Source organism: Pseudomonas sp. EL_65y_Pfl2_R95, from assembly GCF_963971045.1.
Taxonomy (GTDB): Bacteria; Pseudomonadota; Gammaproteobacteria; order Pseudomonadales; family Pseudomonadaceae; genus Aquipseudomonas.
In genome coordinates this window covers 598,335-614,308 of record NZ_CAXAOV010000001.1, presented here as the reverse complement: position 1 = coordinate 614,308, position 15,974 = coordinate 598,335, and the positions used below count along the sequence as shown (strand labels likewise).

Below are 15,974 nucleotides of genomic sequence, written 5' to 3'. Positions count from 1 at the left end.
TGCTCAGTCGCGCTTTAAAAATCCATGCGTAAACCCAGGGTTGCGTTGCGCGGCGTACCGAAATAGCTGGATGAGGTGCTGGTGTAGTACTCCTCATCGAGCAGGTTATTGAGGTTGAGGGTGGCACTGAGTTGTTCAGTCAGCGGGTAGCGGGCCATGACATCGACCAAGGCGTAGTCATCTTGGGTAAAGCGCACCCCTAGCGGGCCCATACCATCGCTATAGATTTCACTTTGCCAGTTGACCCCGCCGCCCAGCGTCAGGCCGTTGCCGATGTTACGCAGGGTGTAGGTACTGAAAAGTTTGGCGGTGTTTTGCGCGACGTTGGTGTTGAGCTTGGCGCCGTCGCTGTCTTGCACGATGTTGCGGCTGAAGCTGGCGCTGGCTTCCCAGTCTGGCGCTAATTCACCTGAAACTTCGACCTCAAAGCCACGAGTTTTAGTGCCGGATTCTGCTTTATAGGCCTGATTGCCATCGGGAGCGAATGCGCCGGGAATGGCGACGGCCAGGTTGTCTTGCTCAATTTCATACAGGGCTAGACCCAGATTCAGGCGGTCATCGAAGAAGGCTGCCTTACTGCCGACTTCATAGCCAACACCTTCGAGCGGGTCGATGTAGTTACCGGTTTCGGTCATGCGGCTCTGCGGTTTGAAGATGCTGGTGTAACTGCCATACAGCGACCAGTTGTCGGTAAGGTCGTAGACCAGGCCGGCAAAGGGCGTCACCACGCCGGTTTCCGTGCGCTTTTCATCGGTATCGGCGGAGGTTGGATCGTAGTAGTCAGTTTTGATCGTGTTTTCCCAGTCGCTGACGCGGGCACCGAGAATCACTGACAGCGCGTCGGTCGCACGCAGCCTCAAACTGCCGTAGACCGCTGTTTGCGCTTCACTGTAATCAATTCGGCTAACGGCAGGCATTGACGGTTTACCCGGGCTTTTGCCGTCCCAGTTGTAGATGTTATCAATCGAGTTGTCCCAGTCAGCGAAGCGCCACAGGTTATAACCGCTGGTGCGGTAATCGGTGTTTTGCTGGCTGTAGCCGAAGACGGCATCATGCTCGCGGCCAAACAAGTCAAAGTTACCGGCGATATTCAGGTCGATACTTTTTTGTACCGGCTTGGCTTCCCAGCGACCAGCCCACAAGCCGACGCCGGTACCGGTTGCAGGGTCAGGAAAGCCACTGGCGGCATAACCTATGACTTCGTCGTACTCATAGCGGCCCTGGTTCAGTGTCAGCTTGGCTTTCCAGCGTTCACTCAGGCGCTGTTCCAGGGAGGCAAACCCGGAAGTGAAGGTCCGGTTTGAGTAAGCCCAGGCGGCACCCGCCGAATCGGAATCGGACCAATGGGCAAGCGAGCCATCTTGGTTGTACAAGGGTAAACCGCTGCGCGCATGGTCATCGGCCTGATGGCTTTGATAATCCATGCCGACGGTGAGCAATGTGTCGGGCGTCAGGTCGGCTTCGATCACCCCATAGAAGACTTTTTTGCGTTCGTTGAAGCGGTCGATGTAGGACTCGTTATCCTGATACACCCCAACTAGACGACCGCGAATATTGCCGTTCTCGGTCAGTGGGCCGCTGGTGTCCAGTTCGGTACGTTGATAATTCCACGACCCACCGGTAACCGTGAGGCTGGTTTGCGGCTCGAAGGTCGGTTTCTTGCGGATCATGTTCAAGGTCGCGCCGGGGGTGCCTACGCCATTGGTCAAACCGGTCGCTCCCCGAATGATTTCGACCCGATCATAGAGCGCCATATCGTTGCTCTGGATGGTTGAGCTGTAATTGCTGTCGAGCGATTGCACCCCATCAATCTGATAGTTCTCCACGGCAAAGCCGCGTGAGTAAATAACGCTGCTGTCAGACCCGCTGTTGCCGGTCTGGTTGATGGTTAGTCCTGGTGTTTGGCGCACCACATCTTCGAGTTGTGTCAGGCCCTGGTCGTCCATCCGTTGGCGGGTAATTACGCTGACAGCTTGCGGGGTTTCCCTGATCGACAGCGGCAGACCTGTTGCGGTGCTGGTTGAACCGGTGGTGTAGGAGCCAGTCCCTTCGGTGGTTGCTCCCAGGCTGAGCCCGGTGACGTAGGTTGCATCCAGCTCCAGAGCATTGTTGCTGGCTTCGTCCGGACTTGGCGGCAGCACTGAGTAGCCGCCGTTTGCTTGGCGAACAACTTTTAAGCGGCTGCCCACTAACAGCTTTTCCAGCGCTTGATCGCTGGTGTAGCGACCACGCAGCCCTGATGAGTGCACCCCTTGAAGTGTTTGCGGGGAGGACGACACGCTGACCCCGGCAGTGGCTGCAAAACTATTGAGTGCCGACTCGAGCGGGCCTGCCGCGATATTGTATTCCTGCTCAGCTACAGCAGACTCAGCGCTGGCTGGTTTAACCTGCACAACGGCCACCAGCGGAATGGCAAGTGCTACGCCCAGTACGGCACGGTGAATGGCCACGCACAACGGGTCAGGCAGAGCGGAACAAAGCAACCGGGCGTGGCGCGTGACAGTCTGGAGTGGCATGGGGAGTCCTTGGGTGGCAGTTTTGTTGATCGCGCACGATGGCGCTTTAACTACCAAGACGAGTGAGAATACGAATCAACAACGCCTGAACGAAATATTTTTGTATTCGCAGGTCAGGCCGGTTCCACGCTTACCCAATAAGGGCTCATGCGATGAATGCGCAGTGCCAGCGTTGTGCTCAGGTTGTTGAGGATTGCGTCAGTGTCGGCCAGTTGGAATGCGCCAGAGATATGCAGGCTACTCAGTGCTGGATCGCAGCGCAGAACGCCTGTGCGATAACGGGCAAGCTCCGCGATAAACCTAGGCAGCGGCCAATTGCTGACGACCAGCATGCCGTTGACCCATGCATCTGCATGGCTTTCGAGCGGTTCGACAGCCTGCGGTTTTTCCGCGCCGAACCACAGCTGTTGGCCTGCAACCACTCGTTGCGGCTGCTGATGTTCTGCCGAGCGCACTTCAACAGCGTGTTGCATCACTTGAACATGGCAGCGATCGCCCTCGCGGCGCACTAGAAAACGTGTGCCAAGGGCGCGGATGCTGCCTTGGTCGGTGTGCACAACGAAGGGCCGTTCTTTAGCGTCCGCAGCGGTTTGCACCAAAATCTCACCTTGTAACAGGCTTATTTCCCGTAGCTGTTTGCCGTAATCAATGTTCACTGCGGTGGCGCTGTTGAGGTGCAGGATACTGCCATCATCTAAACGCACCTTGCGCCGCTGGCCGGTGGCCGTGCGTTGGTCTGCACGGAGGCTGCTAAGTGTGGTCGACTGCCAAGCCAGCCCTGAAACACCTCCGGCCGCCAGCAACATACCCACTAATTTGAGGCTTTCGCGCCTTTTATGATTGGCTGAAGACAAGGTTGGCTGGGCTAAGCCAGGCGGTAACACTGCCAGCTTGCCTTGGAGTTTTTCTAGGCGCGCCCACGCTTGGCGGTGCGTCGTATTGGCGGCCAGCCAGCCTTTGTGGGCAGCGCGTAAGCTGCCATTGTTCGGTGCGTCTTGCAGGTCCAGATACCAATTGGCGGCAGCTTGGAGCACGGCGGTGGAGGGCGATGGATTAGCGCTCACGCTCAGTCCTCAATCAACAACATGCACTGCGTCAGCGCGCGCACCAGATGCTTGCGCACGGTGTTGGTGGAAACGCCGAGACGCTTGCCGATCTCGACGTGGCTCAATCCTTCGAGTTGAGCCAGAAGGAAGATTTCACGGCCGCGTGCCCCTAAGTTATCGAGCATCTGGTCGATCTCCACCAGCGTCTCGAGGATCAGTACTCGGGTTTCCGGAGAGATATCCAACGGCTCCGGCATCGCGGCTAACGCCTCAAGGTAGGACTGTTCCAATGCCCTGCGGCGAAAACCATCAATCATCAAGCTGCGCGCAATGCTGCTCAGGTAAGCCCGTGGTTCACGCAATTCCTGAGTCTGGCGGCTGGTAAGCACCCGCACGAACGTATCCTGAGCTAAGTCAGCAGCATTTTCAGCGCAGGGTAGGCGCCTGCGCAGCCACATTTTCAACCAAGCATGGTGCTCGTGATAGAGCGAATGCAGGGCTTGTTGCGCGGTCGGCTCGGAGGAGGGAGGCGGAGAGTACACTACGGGGCCTAAATGATAATTAATATCATTTATTCTCTACGGATTACCGCTCAGGCGCAAGAGGCTAGCTGCTGGCTGGTAGCGTGTTCAATCGGACTGCTGGGTATTTGGGTCAGCGTTTTGTTGATCGACCTTATCGGATTGCCAGGCGAGTGTTCCGTAGAGCCAGTCCGTTAACGGAAAGACCAGATTGAAGTTATGGCTTTGCATCAGCTCGCGATCATGGTGCAGCTCATGTAAGCGGCGCATGTGGCGAACCCACGGCAGGCGTGAAATAGGATGGCTCGCAGGCAGGTGTTCACAGGCGTGGAAGATTTCATAACTTAAATAGCCGATCAACATTGAGCCGCAGAACAGCGCCGCGATATTGTCATTGAGTGCAGTCAATAACCCCCAAATAGGCAGGATCGCCAGACTAAAAACGACAATTAACCACGGTGGAAACAAAATTACCCGCCAGTCCTGCATCTGCTCAAAACTCATCTGGCCTCGGGCAAAAAAACTGTGGTGATCCCCGCTGTGGCGTTTATAAAACAGCGCGCCGTAGGCATGTTTACGGTGCCCCAGATGCTTGTGCACCTTGTACTCGCCCCAGTTATGCAGCAGCAATGCCGCCGGTATTGCCAGCCATTCCCAAGGGCGGACCTGTTGTACATGGCTAAAGAAAAACCCAATGCAGGTCAAACCAAACAACAGCACAAAGCCTGCGTGTAACCACGCGTTGTAGCGGGGATGAACGGCTGCGCGATAGCGCTGGCGAAAGTCACGGGTGTCGAATTTCATTTGGCCTCTCTTATTGTTTTGGGCAAGTGAACGACTGATCCCTATCGCCGGGTCGGGTTGAGGGTGGGGCTGCTAATACTCGGTCGTGCTTCGCTGTGTATTTAGCATGAGCCAGTGTTGGCATCCAATGCCAGCACTGGCTGGGTCAATTGTTGACATTCAGTTCGGTCTGACTCGGGCCATGCTTAGGGCGTCGACGAACGTGCCATCACGCACGGCGTAGGCCCGGAGCTGCCCCTCAGTTTCGAACGAAAACTTACGGTAAAGCCTAATCGCCGCTTCATTGTCTGTATAGACCGTCAATTCGAGCCGCCGCAGATTCATCCAGTTGTCTGCCACGTCCAGCGCGGCTCCCATCAACATAGAGCCCACCCCTTTACCCTGCCAAGTTTCAGCAACGGCCATTCCTAGCGTCCCCGCGTGGCTGCGGCGGATGCGCGAGAATTGCTCCAACCCGATATTACCGATCACCTCATCATTGTGCAGTGCGACCAATTGCAGGTGTCGCTCATTTTCCGTCGTCATCCGTTTGCGCCAGACATCAATGGATTGATAGGGCATTTGCAGTACTTGGCGACATACCGCGGGCTCGTTATAGAGTGCCGTAACGCCTTCAAGATAAGATTCGTTAAGGCGTTTGATCTCGATTTCGGGTCTATTCACGGTCTTTCGTCCTCTGAAGTACAGGTAGGTGGCAGGTTATCGGCGACAGCCAACTGTTAACTGCATGATTAAGCTATTTCAATCACTCTGCCCCACCCAAAACCTTCAGCAAACCTTTCGGTTGGCGGCTGTCAGCAATACGATTTGCTGACGACGGTTAAAGCTAAATCACTGTCTAGCCGATACACCAGATGTAGAGATCAGCAGCTCATTACCGTTGGTCTTATCGAATGATTACGTATGAGTAACGGCTGATGTCTTTTTGATATCATGCGCGCCGCGTCGCTACCCCCATTCAGTGAGTCTTCCATGCTGGTCAGCAGTTACAACAGCGTATTTGTTGTTTTTTCCTTGATCGTCGCCATTCTTGCTGCCTACACAGCGCTTAATATGGTCGGTCGGGTTTCAAGCTCAAAGGGACGCCCGGCAACTTTGTGGCTGATCGGTGGCTCATTTGCCATGGGTTTTGGGGTGTGGTCGATGCATTTTATCGGCATGCTCGCCTTTAGCCTGCCGATATCCTTGGGCTACGACGTTGCACTGACCCTGCTGTCGCTTATTATTGCGATCTTCTCATCAGCCTTTGCTATGTGGCTGGTTTGCCAGGAAGACCTGCCAAGCGCACGGCTGTGGCTGGGCGGGTTGTTGATGGGGCTTGGCATCGCCGCAATGCATTACACCGGCATGGCCGCCATGATGATGAGCCCCGGCGTCAGCTATATTCCCTCGTTGGTTGTGTTGTCGATTGTCATCGCCGCGGCGGCTTCTTGGGCCTCGCTTTGGATCGCCTTTCGGTTGCGCAGGGATTCAGAGATCAATACCTATGCTCGCATTGGCGCTTCGCTGGTCATGGGGTGCGCGATTGTGGGTATGCACTACACCGGCATGGCGGCTGCGCAGTTCCCTGTCGGCAGTTTCTGTGGGGCGGCCAACAATGGCATCGACACCAAGTGGCTGGCGGTGTTGGTGATCGTGGTGAGTCTGGCGGTGTTCGCCATTGCGTTGATTATCTCGATGCTGGATGTACGCACCAATGTGCTGGCCAATTCTCTGGATCGCGCCCACAGCGAGCTGCTGCAATTGGCACTGCATGACAACCTGACCAAGCTGCCGAACCGTCTCTTGTTAAATGACCGCCTAGAGCAGGCGATCAACAAGGCTTCGCGCAAAACGCACTCTTTTGCGGTGCTGTTTATGGACCTGGATGGCTTCAAAGCGGTCAACGATGTGTACGGCCATCACACCGGCGACCGCCTGCTGATAAAGGTGTCTCAGCGGATTCTCGAGACCAAGCGCGCGGAAGACACAGTGGCGCGTTTGGGCGGTGATGAGTTCGTCTTGCTGATCGACTCCAGCGAGCCAGACGATACCGCAACGCTGGCCCAGCGGTTGGTCGAAGTGATCGCCCGGCCCTATAGCATTGACGGAAACAGCCTGAATCTATCTGTGAGTATCGGCATCGCCCTGTTTCCGGATGATGGTAAAAACACCCATGAGTTGATGGTCAATGCGGACGCGGCGATGTACCACGCCAAAGAAAACGGACGCAACGGCTACTGTTTTTTTGAAAGCACCATGAACGTCAATGCCCATGAGCAAATGCAGTTGCAGCAAGACCTTCGCCAAGCCCTTGACCGCAATGAATTTGTACTGCATTACCAACCTAAAATAGTGGCCCCCGGCGACCAAATGATTGGTGTTGAAGCCTTGTTGCGTTGGCAAAGTGCCGAGCACGGTCTGCTTCTGCCGGACGCATTTTTACCCTTGGCCGAACGCACAGGTTTGATCATTCAAATGGGCGATTGGGTGATCGATGAAGCCTGCCGTCAGTTGCGCGAATGGCACGACAAAGGCCACAAGAGCTGGAGCATGGCGGTGAACTTGTCGACGGTACAGTTGGCGCACGCCAGCTTGGTCAGTGTGGTGCAAGCCGCGCTGGCACGGCATGGTGTGGAGGCACGGCATCTGATCCTTGAGGTGACTGAGTCGACGGCCATGCGCGACGCGGAGGCAAGCCTTGAAGTGCTCAATCGGCTGGCAGCATTGGGTGTGAATATTTCCATCGATGATTTCGGCACCGGCTATTCAAGCCTGCTTTACCTCAAACGCTTGCCCGCCAATGAGTTGAAAATTGACCGCGGTTTCATTACCGAGCTGGCGCAGGGCAATGATGATGCAGCGATTGTTTCGGCGATCATTGCGCTGGGGCAAACCCTGGACCTGAAAATCGTTGCCGAAGGCGTTGAGACGGTCGAGCAAAAAAGCCTGTTAACCCGCTTAGGCTGCACGACCTTGCAGGGCTATCACCTGGGCCGACCACAGCCAGCGGATATGTTGATCAATAGTCTTGGGGCACCGGCCTTAGCCTTTAGTTAGCCTGCTCAGCTTGGTAGCAACTGGCGCATGCCCCGGTTTTGCCTAGACCCGAAAGCGCCCGACCAGCTGGGTCAGCCCTTGTGACAGCTCTGAAAGGTGTTTGCTGGCCTGGGTGCTTTGTTCCGAGTTCTGTGATGCTTCATTGGAGAGGTCTCGAATATCGCTGATATTGCGGGCGATCTCTTCAGTGACGCTGCTTTGTTCTTCGCAGGCTGTGGCGATCTGTGCGGCCATATCATTGATGCGCTGCACAGAGTCGCTGGTGTCGGTCAGCGCTTGATCCACGCCAGCGGCTTGTTCGACGCTCTGTTGCGCCTTGCTGCTCCCTGAGTGAGTGGCTTTCACTGCATTCTGCACGCCCACTTGCAGGCGTTCGATCATCACTTGAATGTCCTTGGTCGATTCCTGGGTGCGCGCCGCCAGTGCACGGACTTCATCAGCAACTACGGCAAAACCACGGCCTTGTTCACCGGCGCGCGCCGCTTCGATGGCTGCGTTGAGGGCGAGCAAGTTGGTCTGCTCCGCAATGCCACGGATCACGGCCAGCACGGCGCCAATATTGTCGGCTTCCAGCTCAAGGGTTTGAATGGTGGCCGAGGCGCTTTCAACTTCCTGGGCCAGTTGGCGAATCGAATCAATCACCCCACCCACCACCTGCGCACCTTCGCGCGATTGAGTTTCGGCGTTACGCGCGGCATCGGCGGCGTTCTGTGCATTGCGCGCTACTTCATGAACGGCCGAGCTCATTTCGGTGGCGGCGGTGCTGACTTGATCGACCGCTGCGTACTCGCTGCTGAGCAGTTGATCATTGGCTACGGCCAGACTGGCCAGATTCTGCGCCGAGCTTTCGACCTCACTGGTGACCCGGCCCACCTCTTTAATCAGCGGTTGCAGCTTGTCCAGAAAGCGGTTGAAGGCATGGCTGAGTTTGCCCAATTCATCGTTAGACACCACATCAAGGCGCACGCGTAAATCACCGTCGCCTTCTGCGATCTGGTTGATGCGATTGAGCAGGTTGTGCAGCGGGCCGGTCACCAGAATCGGGAAGCCAACCACCAACACCAGGCACACGCACAAGCCAATGGCGATAATCAGGCCTTGTTGCCAGCTCAGCGCTTCGCCCAGTTCTATGGCTGAAATTCCCTCAGCATTCGCGGCTTGGTCTTCCATTTCACCCAGCTTGTCGATAGCCGCGCGCATGGCTTCAAATTGTTCTTCGCTGGCGCCAAAACTCAGCGCACTTGCGGCTTGCGGATCACTCGCAGTCAGCTGCACGACCTGTTGTGACGTCGCCTTCCAGCGCTCGAAGCCGGCATCAAACTGGGCGACCAATTTAAGCGCCTCACTGCCGGGCTGCATATCGGCAAATTTGTGCACGCGATCGTAGGCCTGCTGCAGGTTTTCGGTATGCGCCGCAGTGAGCCCCTGTGCACGGTCACCAACCGCCTCATCAAGCAAGCTGCGTTCAGCAACAAAAGCCTGATAAAGGTCACGGTCAGCATTGAGCAGCAGGCTGATGCCCGGCAAATAACGTTTGGTTAATTGGGTACTCGAATCAGCGACCTGAGCAATGCCGCGCATCCCCAGAACACCCATTGTCACCAGCAGCACCGCCAGCAGAAGAATCGGTAATGCTATTTTCCAACGAAACCCCAAATCAGCGAAGGCACGCAGCATTTTTTCTCTCCCGAGTGATTGCCCAGTAGTTTGAGTCTATACCACGCACAGCAACTCGGATTGAGCGCCGGAGACTTTGTGAACTAACGACGGATAACCCCAGATTTTGGAGGAAAGGGCAGCTCTGCATAGTTCTTTCGGCAACGCCTGTGCCTGGAGAAAACCAGCGAGGCAGGCGCGTAATATTCGTATTCGGAGTGATTCGAGTTGGGATATGATTCGCGCCCCGAAAATCCCGGTTACCACCTCAGGTCAGCATGTCCGGCAACGCTCTCTATACCGACTTGTCGGGCTACTACGATCTGATGTGCGCGGATATCGACTATCAGGCGCAAAGCGACTGTATTCAACGGCTGCAGCAATTGTTTGGTACTGCCGGCAAGCGACACCTTGATCTGGCGTGCGGAACTGGGCCCCATGTCCGTCATTTTATCGATGCCGGCTATCTGAGTACTGGGCTCGACATCAACCAGCCGATGCTCGACCGCGCCGCGATCCGTTGTCCCGAAGCACAGTTCTCGATGCAGGATATGTGTGGCTTCAAGGTCAGCGAGCCGCAAGACCTGATCACCTGCTTTTTGTATTCCATCCATTACAGCGCCGATATCGAGCGGCTCAAGGGGTGCATTGCCAGCGTGCACCAAGCCCTGCACAGCGGTGGCTTGTTCTGCTTCAATGCTGTCGACAAAAACATGATCGACAACGATTCGTTCGTGTCTCACAGCGTCAGGCACGATGCCAGCATGTTCAAGTTCAGCTCTGGCTGGCATTACCCGGGCACTGGCGCGCAGCAATCGCTGCGGCTACGCATTGAGCGCACCACGGCTGGCGAGACTCAGGTTTGGCGCGATGAACACCCGATGGTGGCAGTGAGTTTCCTTGAATTGCAGGCGCTGCTGCAGCCGTACTTTGAGGTGCACCTGCTGGAGCATGACTACGAGACCCTCGCGCCTTGGAATACCACTTCCGGCAACGCCATAGTGGCTTGCGTGAAAATCTGACCAAGGTGGACAATTCAGCGGGTTAGCGCTGAGGGTTTGCCGCCCCACGGAGAACGCAGGGCAGTCAGGCTTTTTGAGTATTGGCTCAGAGTAAGGGCAGGGTATAGCTGAGAATCAGGCGGTTTTCGTCAATGTCACTGGCGAAGTTCGATCGCACCATCGCATTTCGCCAGCGCACCGAGAAGTTCTTCATCGGACCTTGCTGAAAAACATACTTGAGTTCGGTGTCGCGCTCCCATTCCTTGCCGTCGTTAGCCGTGCCCAGATCGACATTATCGCCGTTGAGGTAGCGCATCATGAACTTCAAGCCGGGAATACCCATGCCTTTGAAGTCATAGTCATAGCGCATCTGCCAGGAGGATTCGTCCTTGTTGGCAAAATCCCCCACCTGTACATAGTTGATCAAGAACGGCACGGTGCCACCGACATAGGCAGCGCCGGTATTGCCATTCATTTTCTGGTAGCCCAGACCCAGGCTGTGGCTATTGAGGGAGTAGGTAAACATGGCAGCCAGCGCGGTATTGTCTACATTACTGCGGCCGTCGTCGGTGGAGTGTGCATAGCGCAGGTCAGCCTTCAGGTTCTGGTTTTCTCCAAGCGGCATCACCTGCACCAGATTAAACGAGTTTTGCTTGTACAGATCGTCCAGTTTTGAGTAGTAATACCCGGCGGTCAGGCCCTCGTTAATCCGGTAATTGCCGCCGAGAAATGCAAAAGCGTCACTGCTATTGGCGCCTTTAAGGCTGACGCCACGTTTGCCCGAGACCTTCATGCTCAAGTCTTCAAAGTCGTTTGAATCGCGGTTATTCACCTGGGTCAAGTAACCAGCATCAAGGAGCAAGCGCTCGAATTCCTTTGAGAGCAGTTGGCTTCCCTTGAACACCTGCGGCAGGAGACGGCCGTCGGTGGAGATGATCGCCATGTTCTTAAATTGCATGCTGCCCACGCGTACTGCCGATTTTGAAAATCGGGCCTTGGCGGCGACGGCCAGGTCAGACGAATAGTCCTGCGAGCCGCCCGAGCGGTCTGGCACCAGAAGGTTAGTGCCTGCGGTACCGCCACCACTGTCGAGCTTGAAACCGAACATGCCGATGGTGTCCACACCCAGGCCCACCAGACCTTCGGTATAGCCTGAATCCATGCGCAAAATAAAACCCTGCGCCCATTCTTCGCGCTTGTTCTGACTGGCGCCTTGTTGGCGAAAATCACGGTTGAAGTAGAAGTTACGAGCTTCAAGTTCAGCGCTGCTGTCCTTGAGCAACTCTGCATTAACCACCGGGCTTATTGACAGGCCGAGGAGGCAGGCAGTTGCGGCAAGGTCAAGGCTGTTTTTTCTCATCTTATTGTTCTCCATGGTGCAACGGTTTGGCGCACTCAACCCGCCGGTTTTATCGTCCGGTGACAGCATGGCGGGCCGGATTTCAGGCAGCACGAATACTCGGGCATAAACGACAGCCACAGTGGTGGGGTATGGGCTAGGGCGCTGTACGCGCAGCTATCGTCAGCAGGCGAACGCCAGGCTGATTTTTAGCCGAAGCACAGGGCGCGGGCGGGTCACCAAAGGTTGCGGATGAAATGTTGCGAATAACCGAGGGGACTTCGCGCACAAAGCCGGTAAAGCCTTGGGCGAGGGGATACAGATAGCTGCATTGGCTGATCATGAGCGGCCTCCTTGCCGGTTTTTATACTTGTCTTAAACACTCAATGCCGGAACTCTAACCCAGGGTTCAGAGGCTCGATATTCACCATTGTCGAACACCCTGTTCGGCGCAGATGAATTGCCAGTGGGGGGCTGCGTGGGCACTGGGATGCCTTAACTCAGGGATGAAATTTATCCTCCCTCAGTCGCGGCTAGGAACAACAAAGGTCTGTGTTCCACTGCAACACTGTGTAGGCGAGGTTCGTCTGGCCTGCCAAGTTGTTCAGCGCCGATGCCTGCTTGGCCATAGCACGCGTGAACGCACCGTCCGATGCGTCGCGAATGAAGTCGATGCCTTGGCAATGGCGCAGCGCACACTTGAGTATGACCACGCATCGCGGCCGACGAATCTATACCGTCGCTATCGACCACAAGCCTGAACCCGGATTTTTTGCAGGCCCCAGCCACTGATCCAGTGACCAGTCGGCTGGAGCCTTTGACTCAGCGCCTTACGCCGCCTCAAGCGCCGCCACGATAGTTTCGATGAATGCCGGGATGTCCTTGGGGGTACGCGACGTAATCAAGGTCCATCCATTGGCTTGGCACTGTTTGACTTCAACATCTACCCAACCGGCAGCACCGGCATTTTCCAGATCCAGCTTGACGCTAGCGTAGGAGGTGAGGGTCTTGCCAGTAACAACTCCGGCGTCGATTAGCAGCCACGGCCCATGGCAAATCGCTGCGATTATTTTGCCCGCGCCGGCGAATACCTTGGCCAGGCGCTGGGCGTTTTCATCCAATCGCAGTTTATCGGCATTGACTGTACCGCCTGGAATTACCAGTGCATCAAAATCCGACGCTTTGAGCCCGGCCAGCGAAACCTGAGACTCGACAGTGCGATCTTTCTCGGTGTCTTTAACGAATGTCTGCGCAGTTCCGCCGTCAATCGAGGCATGAGTGACCACAGCCCCCTGCGCCTTGAGCGCTTCCAAGGGTTTTAGCAACTCATCCCGCTCGATCCCGGTATTAGAAGTGATGAACAATACTTTCTTGCCTGTTAGTGGATTACTCATGGCGGTCACTTAGTCCTCTTATCAAGGTGATAAAGAAAGCATGCGGCTGATGATTTGTCCGATGCATTAAAGATGTGAGGTCAAAGCGGTTTCGAAAGTTCATGCAGATTTCTCCTGCGGAGAATTGCGCTGAATGACACCTCGGGAGTCAGGAACTAGATAGTCACGTCTGTAACGATTGGGCAGGTAAAACTACAACTGCGGGAACCTGAGGCGGCGGCAAGCATGGCTCCCCCTCATCCTGATTCTTGTGCGGCATACAATAGATGCGCGAGGAGGAGCGCCTCTGACTGCTTTGGCGAATGAGCGTCCATCCAAGGCGTCCGGCAGTCGCGTAGTGACCGGGTGCAACTGACGGCAAAAAACGCGTCACTGCGTGACTAACGCGCCGCCCCTGTCTTGGGTTTGTAGAACATAAAGCTGCCAATTTCCTTGGTCTTGATGTAGGTCCTTGACCAATCCACAGAGACGCTGCGGTCGTGGAAGAACAGTGCACCATTGGTGCGGTCGGGCAGTTGCTGGTTGAGGGCTTTGCGGGCGATCTCCTTGGCGATGACATAACGGTCTTCTTCCTGAACCTGATCGGATCGGCCGTCACACCACCAGGAAAACTGGCAGGGGCTTTTTTCTGAACCCTGCTTGACCACTTGGCACACTGTGCCGGGGAAGCTTTGATGGCTGAGACGGTTCAGCACGACATTCGCCACGGCTTCCATGTCTTCGCGCTCACCGCCTTTGGCTTCCCAGTAGATGGTCCGGGAGAGGCAAGTGATGGCGTCATCCATCGGCTCTTTTCCTGCAGGGTCGACGGCTCTGACTTCGGTTTTGCTGAGGGGCGCGGTTTTAGGGGTGGACTTGAGGCTTTGCTGGTCGGCCGCTTTTTGTTCCAGGACTTCTGCCTTGTCCTCGGCGGCGGCTTCTATAGCAGGCTGGGCTTCGGCGCCCTGGAGCCGGACCGCCAGTAACAGGAGGCCGAGGCCAATGATGTTTGCGATCAGATGCATAATCGGTTCTTCCTGTTAAACCCTGTAGCAGTGACAGCGCCAACCCTGTTCAGTGCGAAGAGGGGATTTATTTACTGACCCTACCGTTGCATTCAGCCGTTGGACAGGCAGCTGCAAGCTTACAGCGCAGAGTAGAACAACTTGATAAGTTCGTCGGTTTTTCTATTGGCTCGACCTTCATTCCCCGTGCTGCTGGTCTGCACGTAACGCGGCCTTCGCAGTCGCCGATCCAGGCTATGCACTTTGTCGCAATCCAAACTGCTGGCTAATTGCCTTCTCGTGTTCGAGGCGACTAACATTTACACTGTTGGAAAGCCCTGCCGCACACGTACGAAACACTTGGCCATTCCCACCGCGCGCACGCGCGATTCTGCCAGTGCTCGATTCCTCAAGCCGTTTTGCCAGTTGTTCGAAGCTATGGTTACCACCGTCATCCTCAGCATGCTTTGCGTGCACTTGTTGTGCTTCTGCGCGATGTTTCTGCTGATCAGCACAAGGTTGAACGACAAAAAGATGGGCATGGAGGTCTTTGCCCTAGGCAACCTTCTGCTTGGGCTCGCGTACATCCTGCAGTTGTGGGGCGGCCCGGTGAGTACGGGGTTGATGAGTATGCTCAACCACACCTTGACCCTATGCGCGCCAGCAGCTTATGTGCTCGGTGCCCTGCGTTTTTTTGATCGTCCCACCCCGGTGTGGCGTCCGCTGCTGGGCTTGGCAGTGCTTTATACAATCTTGCAGGGGCTGGTGCAGTGGCAGCTCGGCTCAGAGGCGCGCCATGCGCTTTTGGCTGCGGCATGCGCGTTGTTTTTTCTCGCAATGACCGGGGCGGTGCTCTACGCCGGGCGAACGATTGCCAAGGATCTGCGCGTTGAAATGCTGGTATTTGCCCTGTTGATCGGTGGCATCTGTGCCCTCAACGCGATGAAGTTTGTGCTGATACTGACTGAAGGTATGGCGGCTCTGGACATGGCCAGCAGCTTCCAGAGGACCTTCTATATCTATATGTCATTTTTGGCCACGGTACTTCCGCCTTGCGCGGTGTGGCTGGTGCTGCGCCGGCTCACCGATGAGCTGCGCAACACGGCTGCACGTGACCCGCTCACCCGCTTGCTGAACCGACGCGGGCTGATGGATGGGCTTGAGGCACATTTTCGCTCGCGTACTGCCGGGCATGCGTATCTGTTGGTTATTGATATTGATCACTTCAAACTCATTAACGATACCTATGGGCATAATGTTGGCGATCTCGGGCTTTGCCATATCGCGCACGTGCTCAACTCCACCGCCCGCCAAGGCGATCTGACCTGCCGGCTGGGCGGCGAGGAATTTGCACTTATTGCGCTGAATACAGATAAGGCGGGTGCCATGCAACTGGCAGAACGCCTACGGGGAGCAATCGAACTTAGCGAAGTGCCCGGCACCAGCGTGGGCCAGCGTATCCGCTGCACCGCAACCATCGGCGTCTCAGATGTTTTTAGCAACGCACAGGCGTTGGATGCGGCGATGCAGCAAGCCGATACAGCGCTTTACCGGGGTAAAACGTTGGGGCGTAACCGGGTTGAATGGGTCCAGACTTAAGGCGATTATTCGCGGGCAGGCCACGGTTTTTGAGTCGTAACGTTTAAGCGGCAGACCCTGTTTTCGACTGAATCAC

12 protein-coding genes and 2 pseudogenes are annotated in these 15,974 nt (G+C 55.9%); 3 read left to right on the top strand and 11 right to left on the bottom strand.

All coding sequences use genetic code 11. The features are described 5' to 3' along the window. Positions 1-14 precede the first annotated feature (14 nt). From AACY09_RS02910 to AACY09_RS02890, 5 genes and pseudogenes are all read right to left on the bottom strand, one after another. Positions 15-2,516 (bottom strand): TonB-dependent siderophore receptor, encoded by a 2,502-nt coding sequence (locus tag AACY09_RS02910; RefSeq protein ID WP_339485949.1) that lies wholly within the window; start codon positions 2,514-2,516, stop codon positions 15-17. A 113-nt stretch (positions 2,517-2,629) separates the two neighbouring features. After that, a complete protein-coding gene (locus AACY09_RS02905; protein WP_339485948.1) occupies positions 2,630-3,580 on the bottom strand; it encodes a FecR domain-containing protein in 951 nt (316 codons plus the stop codon). Between the two features lie 2 nt (positions 3,581-3,582). Beyond that, positions 3,583-4,104, bottom strand: coding sequence for a sigma-70 family RNA polymerase sigma factor (locus AACY09_RS02900; RefSeq protein WP_339485946.1), 522 nt, complete (start codon positions 4,102-4,104; stop codon positions 3,583-3,585). Positions 4,105-4,227: 123 nt separating this feature from the next. After that, a pseudogene (locus AACY09_RS02895) lies at positions 4,228-4,887 on the bottom strand (sterol desaturase family protein); the annotation flags it as partial. Positions 4,888-5,046: 159 nt separating this feature from the next. Continuing rightward, positions 5,047-5,574 carry a GNAT family N-acetyltransferase gene (locus AACY09_RS02890; RefSeq protein WP_445323783.1) on the bottom strand — a complete coding sequence of 176 codons (528 nt, stop codon included), beginning with the start codon at positions 5,572-5,574 and terminating at the stop codon, positions 5,047-5,049. A gap of 285 nt (positions 5,575-5,859) precedes the next feature. Between AACY09_RS02890 and AACY09_RS02885 the strand changes: the two genes are divergently transcribed. Continuing rightward, positions 5,860-7,926, top strand: coding sequence for a putative bifunctional diguanylate cyclase/phosphodiesterase (locus tag AACY09_RS02885; protein ID WP_339485944.1), 2,067 nt, complete (start codon positions 5,860-5,862; stop codon positions 7,924-7,926). 42 nt (positions 7,927-7,968) lie between these two features. Here the strand turns inward: AACY09_RS02885 and AACY09_RS21985 are convergent, their stop codons facing one another. Both AACY09_RS21985 and AACY09_RS21980 read right to left on the bottom strand, forming a co-directional pair. After that, positions 7,969-8,799, bottom strand: a complete 831-nt coding sequence (locus AACY09_RS21985) for a methyl-accepting chemotaxis protein (protein ID WP_445323782.1) — start codon at positions 8,797-8,799, stop codon at positions 7,969-7,971. Between the two features lie 27 nt (positions 8,800-8,826). Beyond that, a pseudogene (locus AACY09_RS21980) lies at positions 8,827-9,603 on the bottom strand (MCP four helix bundle domain-containing protein); the annotation flags it as partial. Positions 9,604-9,860: 257 nt separating this feature from the next. On the opposite strand from AACY09_RS21980, the gene AACY09_RS02875 reads away from it, so the two are divergent. Beyond that, a complete protein-coding gene (locus AACY09_RS02875; RefSeq protein ID WP_339485941.1) occupies positions 9,861-10,604 on the top strand; it encodes a class I SAM-dependent DNA methyltransferase in 744 nt (247 codons plus the stop codon). A gap of 85 nt (positions 10,605-10,689) precedes the next feature. On the opposite strand, the gene AACY09_RS02870 is transcribed toward AACY09_RS02875, so the two are convergent. From AACY09_RS02870 to AACY09_RS02855, 4 genes are all read right to left on the bottom strand, one after another. Continuing rightward, on the bottom strand, positions 10,690-11,943 hold the full coding sequence (locus AACY09_RS02870) for an OprD family porin (RefSeq protein WP_339485940.1): 1,254 nt from the start codon (positions 11,941-11,943) through the stop codon (positions 10,690-10,692). Positions 11,944-12,079: 136 nt separating this feature from the next. Further along, on the bottom strand, positions 12,080-12,265 hold the full coding sequence (locus tag AACY09_RS02865; RefSeq protein ID WP_339485939.1) for a hypothetical protein: 186 nt from the start codon (positions 12,263-12,265) through the stop codon (positions 12,080-12,082). A 487-nt stretch (positions 12,266-12,752) separates the two neighbouring features. Beyond that, positions 12,753-13,316 carry a type 1 glutamine amidotransferase domain-containing protein gene (locus AACY09_RS02860; protein WP_339485938.1) on the bottom strand — a complete coding sequence of 188 codons (564 nt, stop codon included), beginning with the start codon at positions 13,314-13,316 and terminating at the stop codon, positions 12,753-12,755. A gap of 380 nt (positions 13,317-13,696) precedes the next feature. Beyond that, entirely contained in the window at positions 13,697-14,320 is a 624-nt protein-coding gene (locus AACY09_RS02855; protein ID WP_339485937.1) for a cell wall hydrolase, read from the bottom strand. Between the two features lie 339 nt (positions 14,321-14,659). On the opposite strand from AACY09_RS02855, the gene AACY09_RS02850 reads away from it, so the two are divergent. Continuing rightward, entirely contained in the window at positions 14,660-15,898 is a 1,239-nt protein-coding gene (locus AACY09_RS02850; protein ID WP_339485936.1) for a GGDEF domain-containing protein, read from the top strand. Positions 15,899-15,974: the final 76 nt, after the last annotated feature.

Coding starts and splice junctions, on each gene's coding strand:
- AACY09_RS02910 (WP_339485949.1), bottom strand. CDS start 2,516: ATGCCACTCCAGACTGTCACGCGCCACGCCCGGTTGCTTTGTTCCGCT.
- AACY09_RS02885 (WP_339485944.1), top strand. CDS start 5,860: ATGCTGGTCAGCAGTTACAACAGCGTATTTGTTGTTTTTTCCTTGATC.
- AACY09_RS02875 (WP_339485941.1), top strand. CDS start 9,861: ATGTCCGGCAACGCTCTCTATACCGACTTGTCGGGCTACTACGATCTG.
- AACY09_RS02870 (WP_339485940.1), bottom strand. CDS start 11,943: ATGAGAAAAAACAGCCTTGACCTTGCCGCAACTGCCTGCCTCCTCGGC.
- AACY09_RS02865 (WP_339485939.1), bottom strand. CDS start 12,265: ATGATCAGCCAATGCAGCTATCTGTATCCCCTCGCCCAAGGCTTTACC.
- AACY09_RS02860 (WP_339485938.1), bottom strand. CDS start 13,316: ATGAGTAATCCACTAACAGGCAAGAAAGTATTGTTCATCACTTCTAAT.
- AACY09_RS02855 (WP_339485937.1), bottom strand. CDS start 14,320: ATGCATCTGATCGCAAACATCATTGGCCTCGGCCTCCTGTTACTGGCG.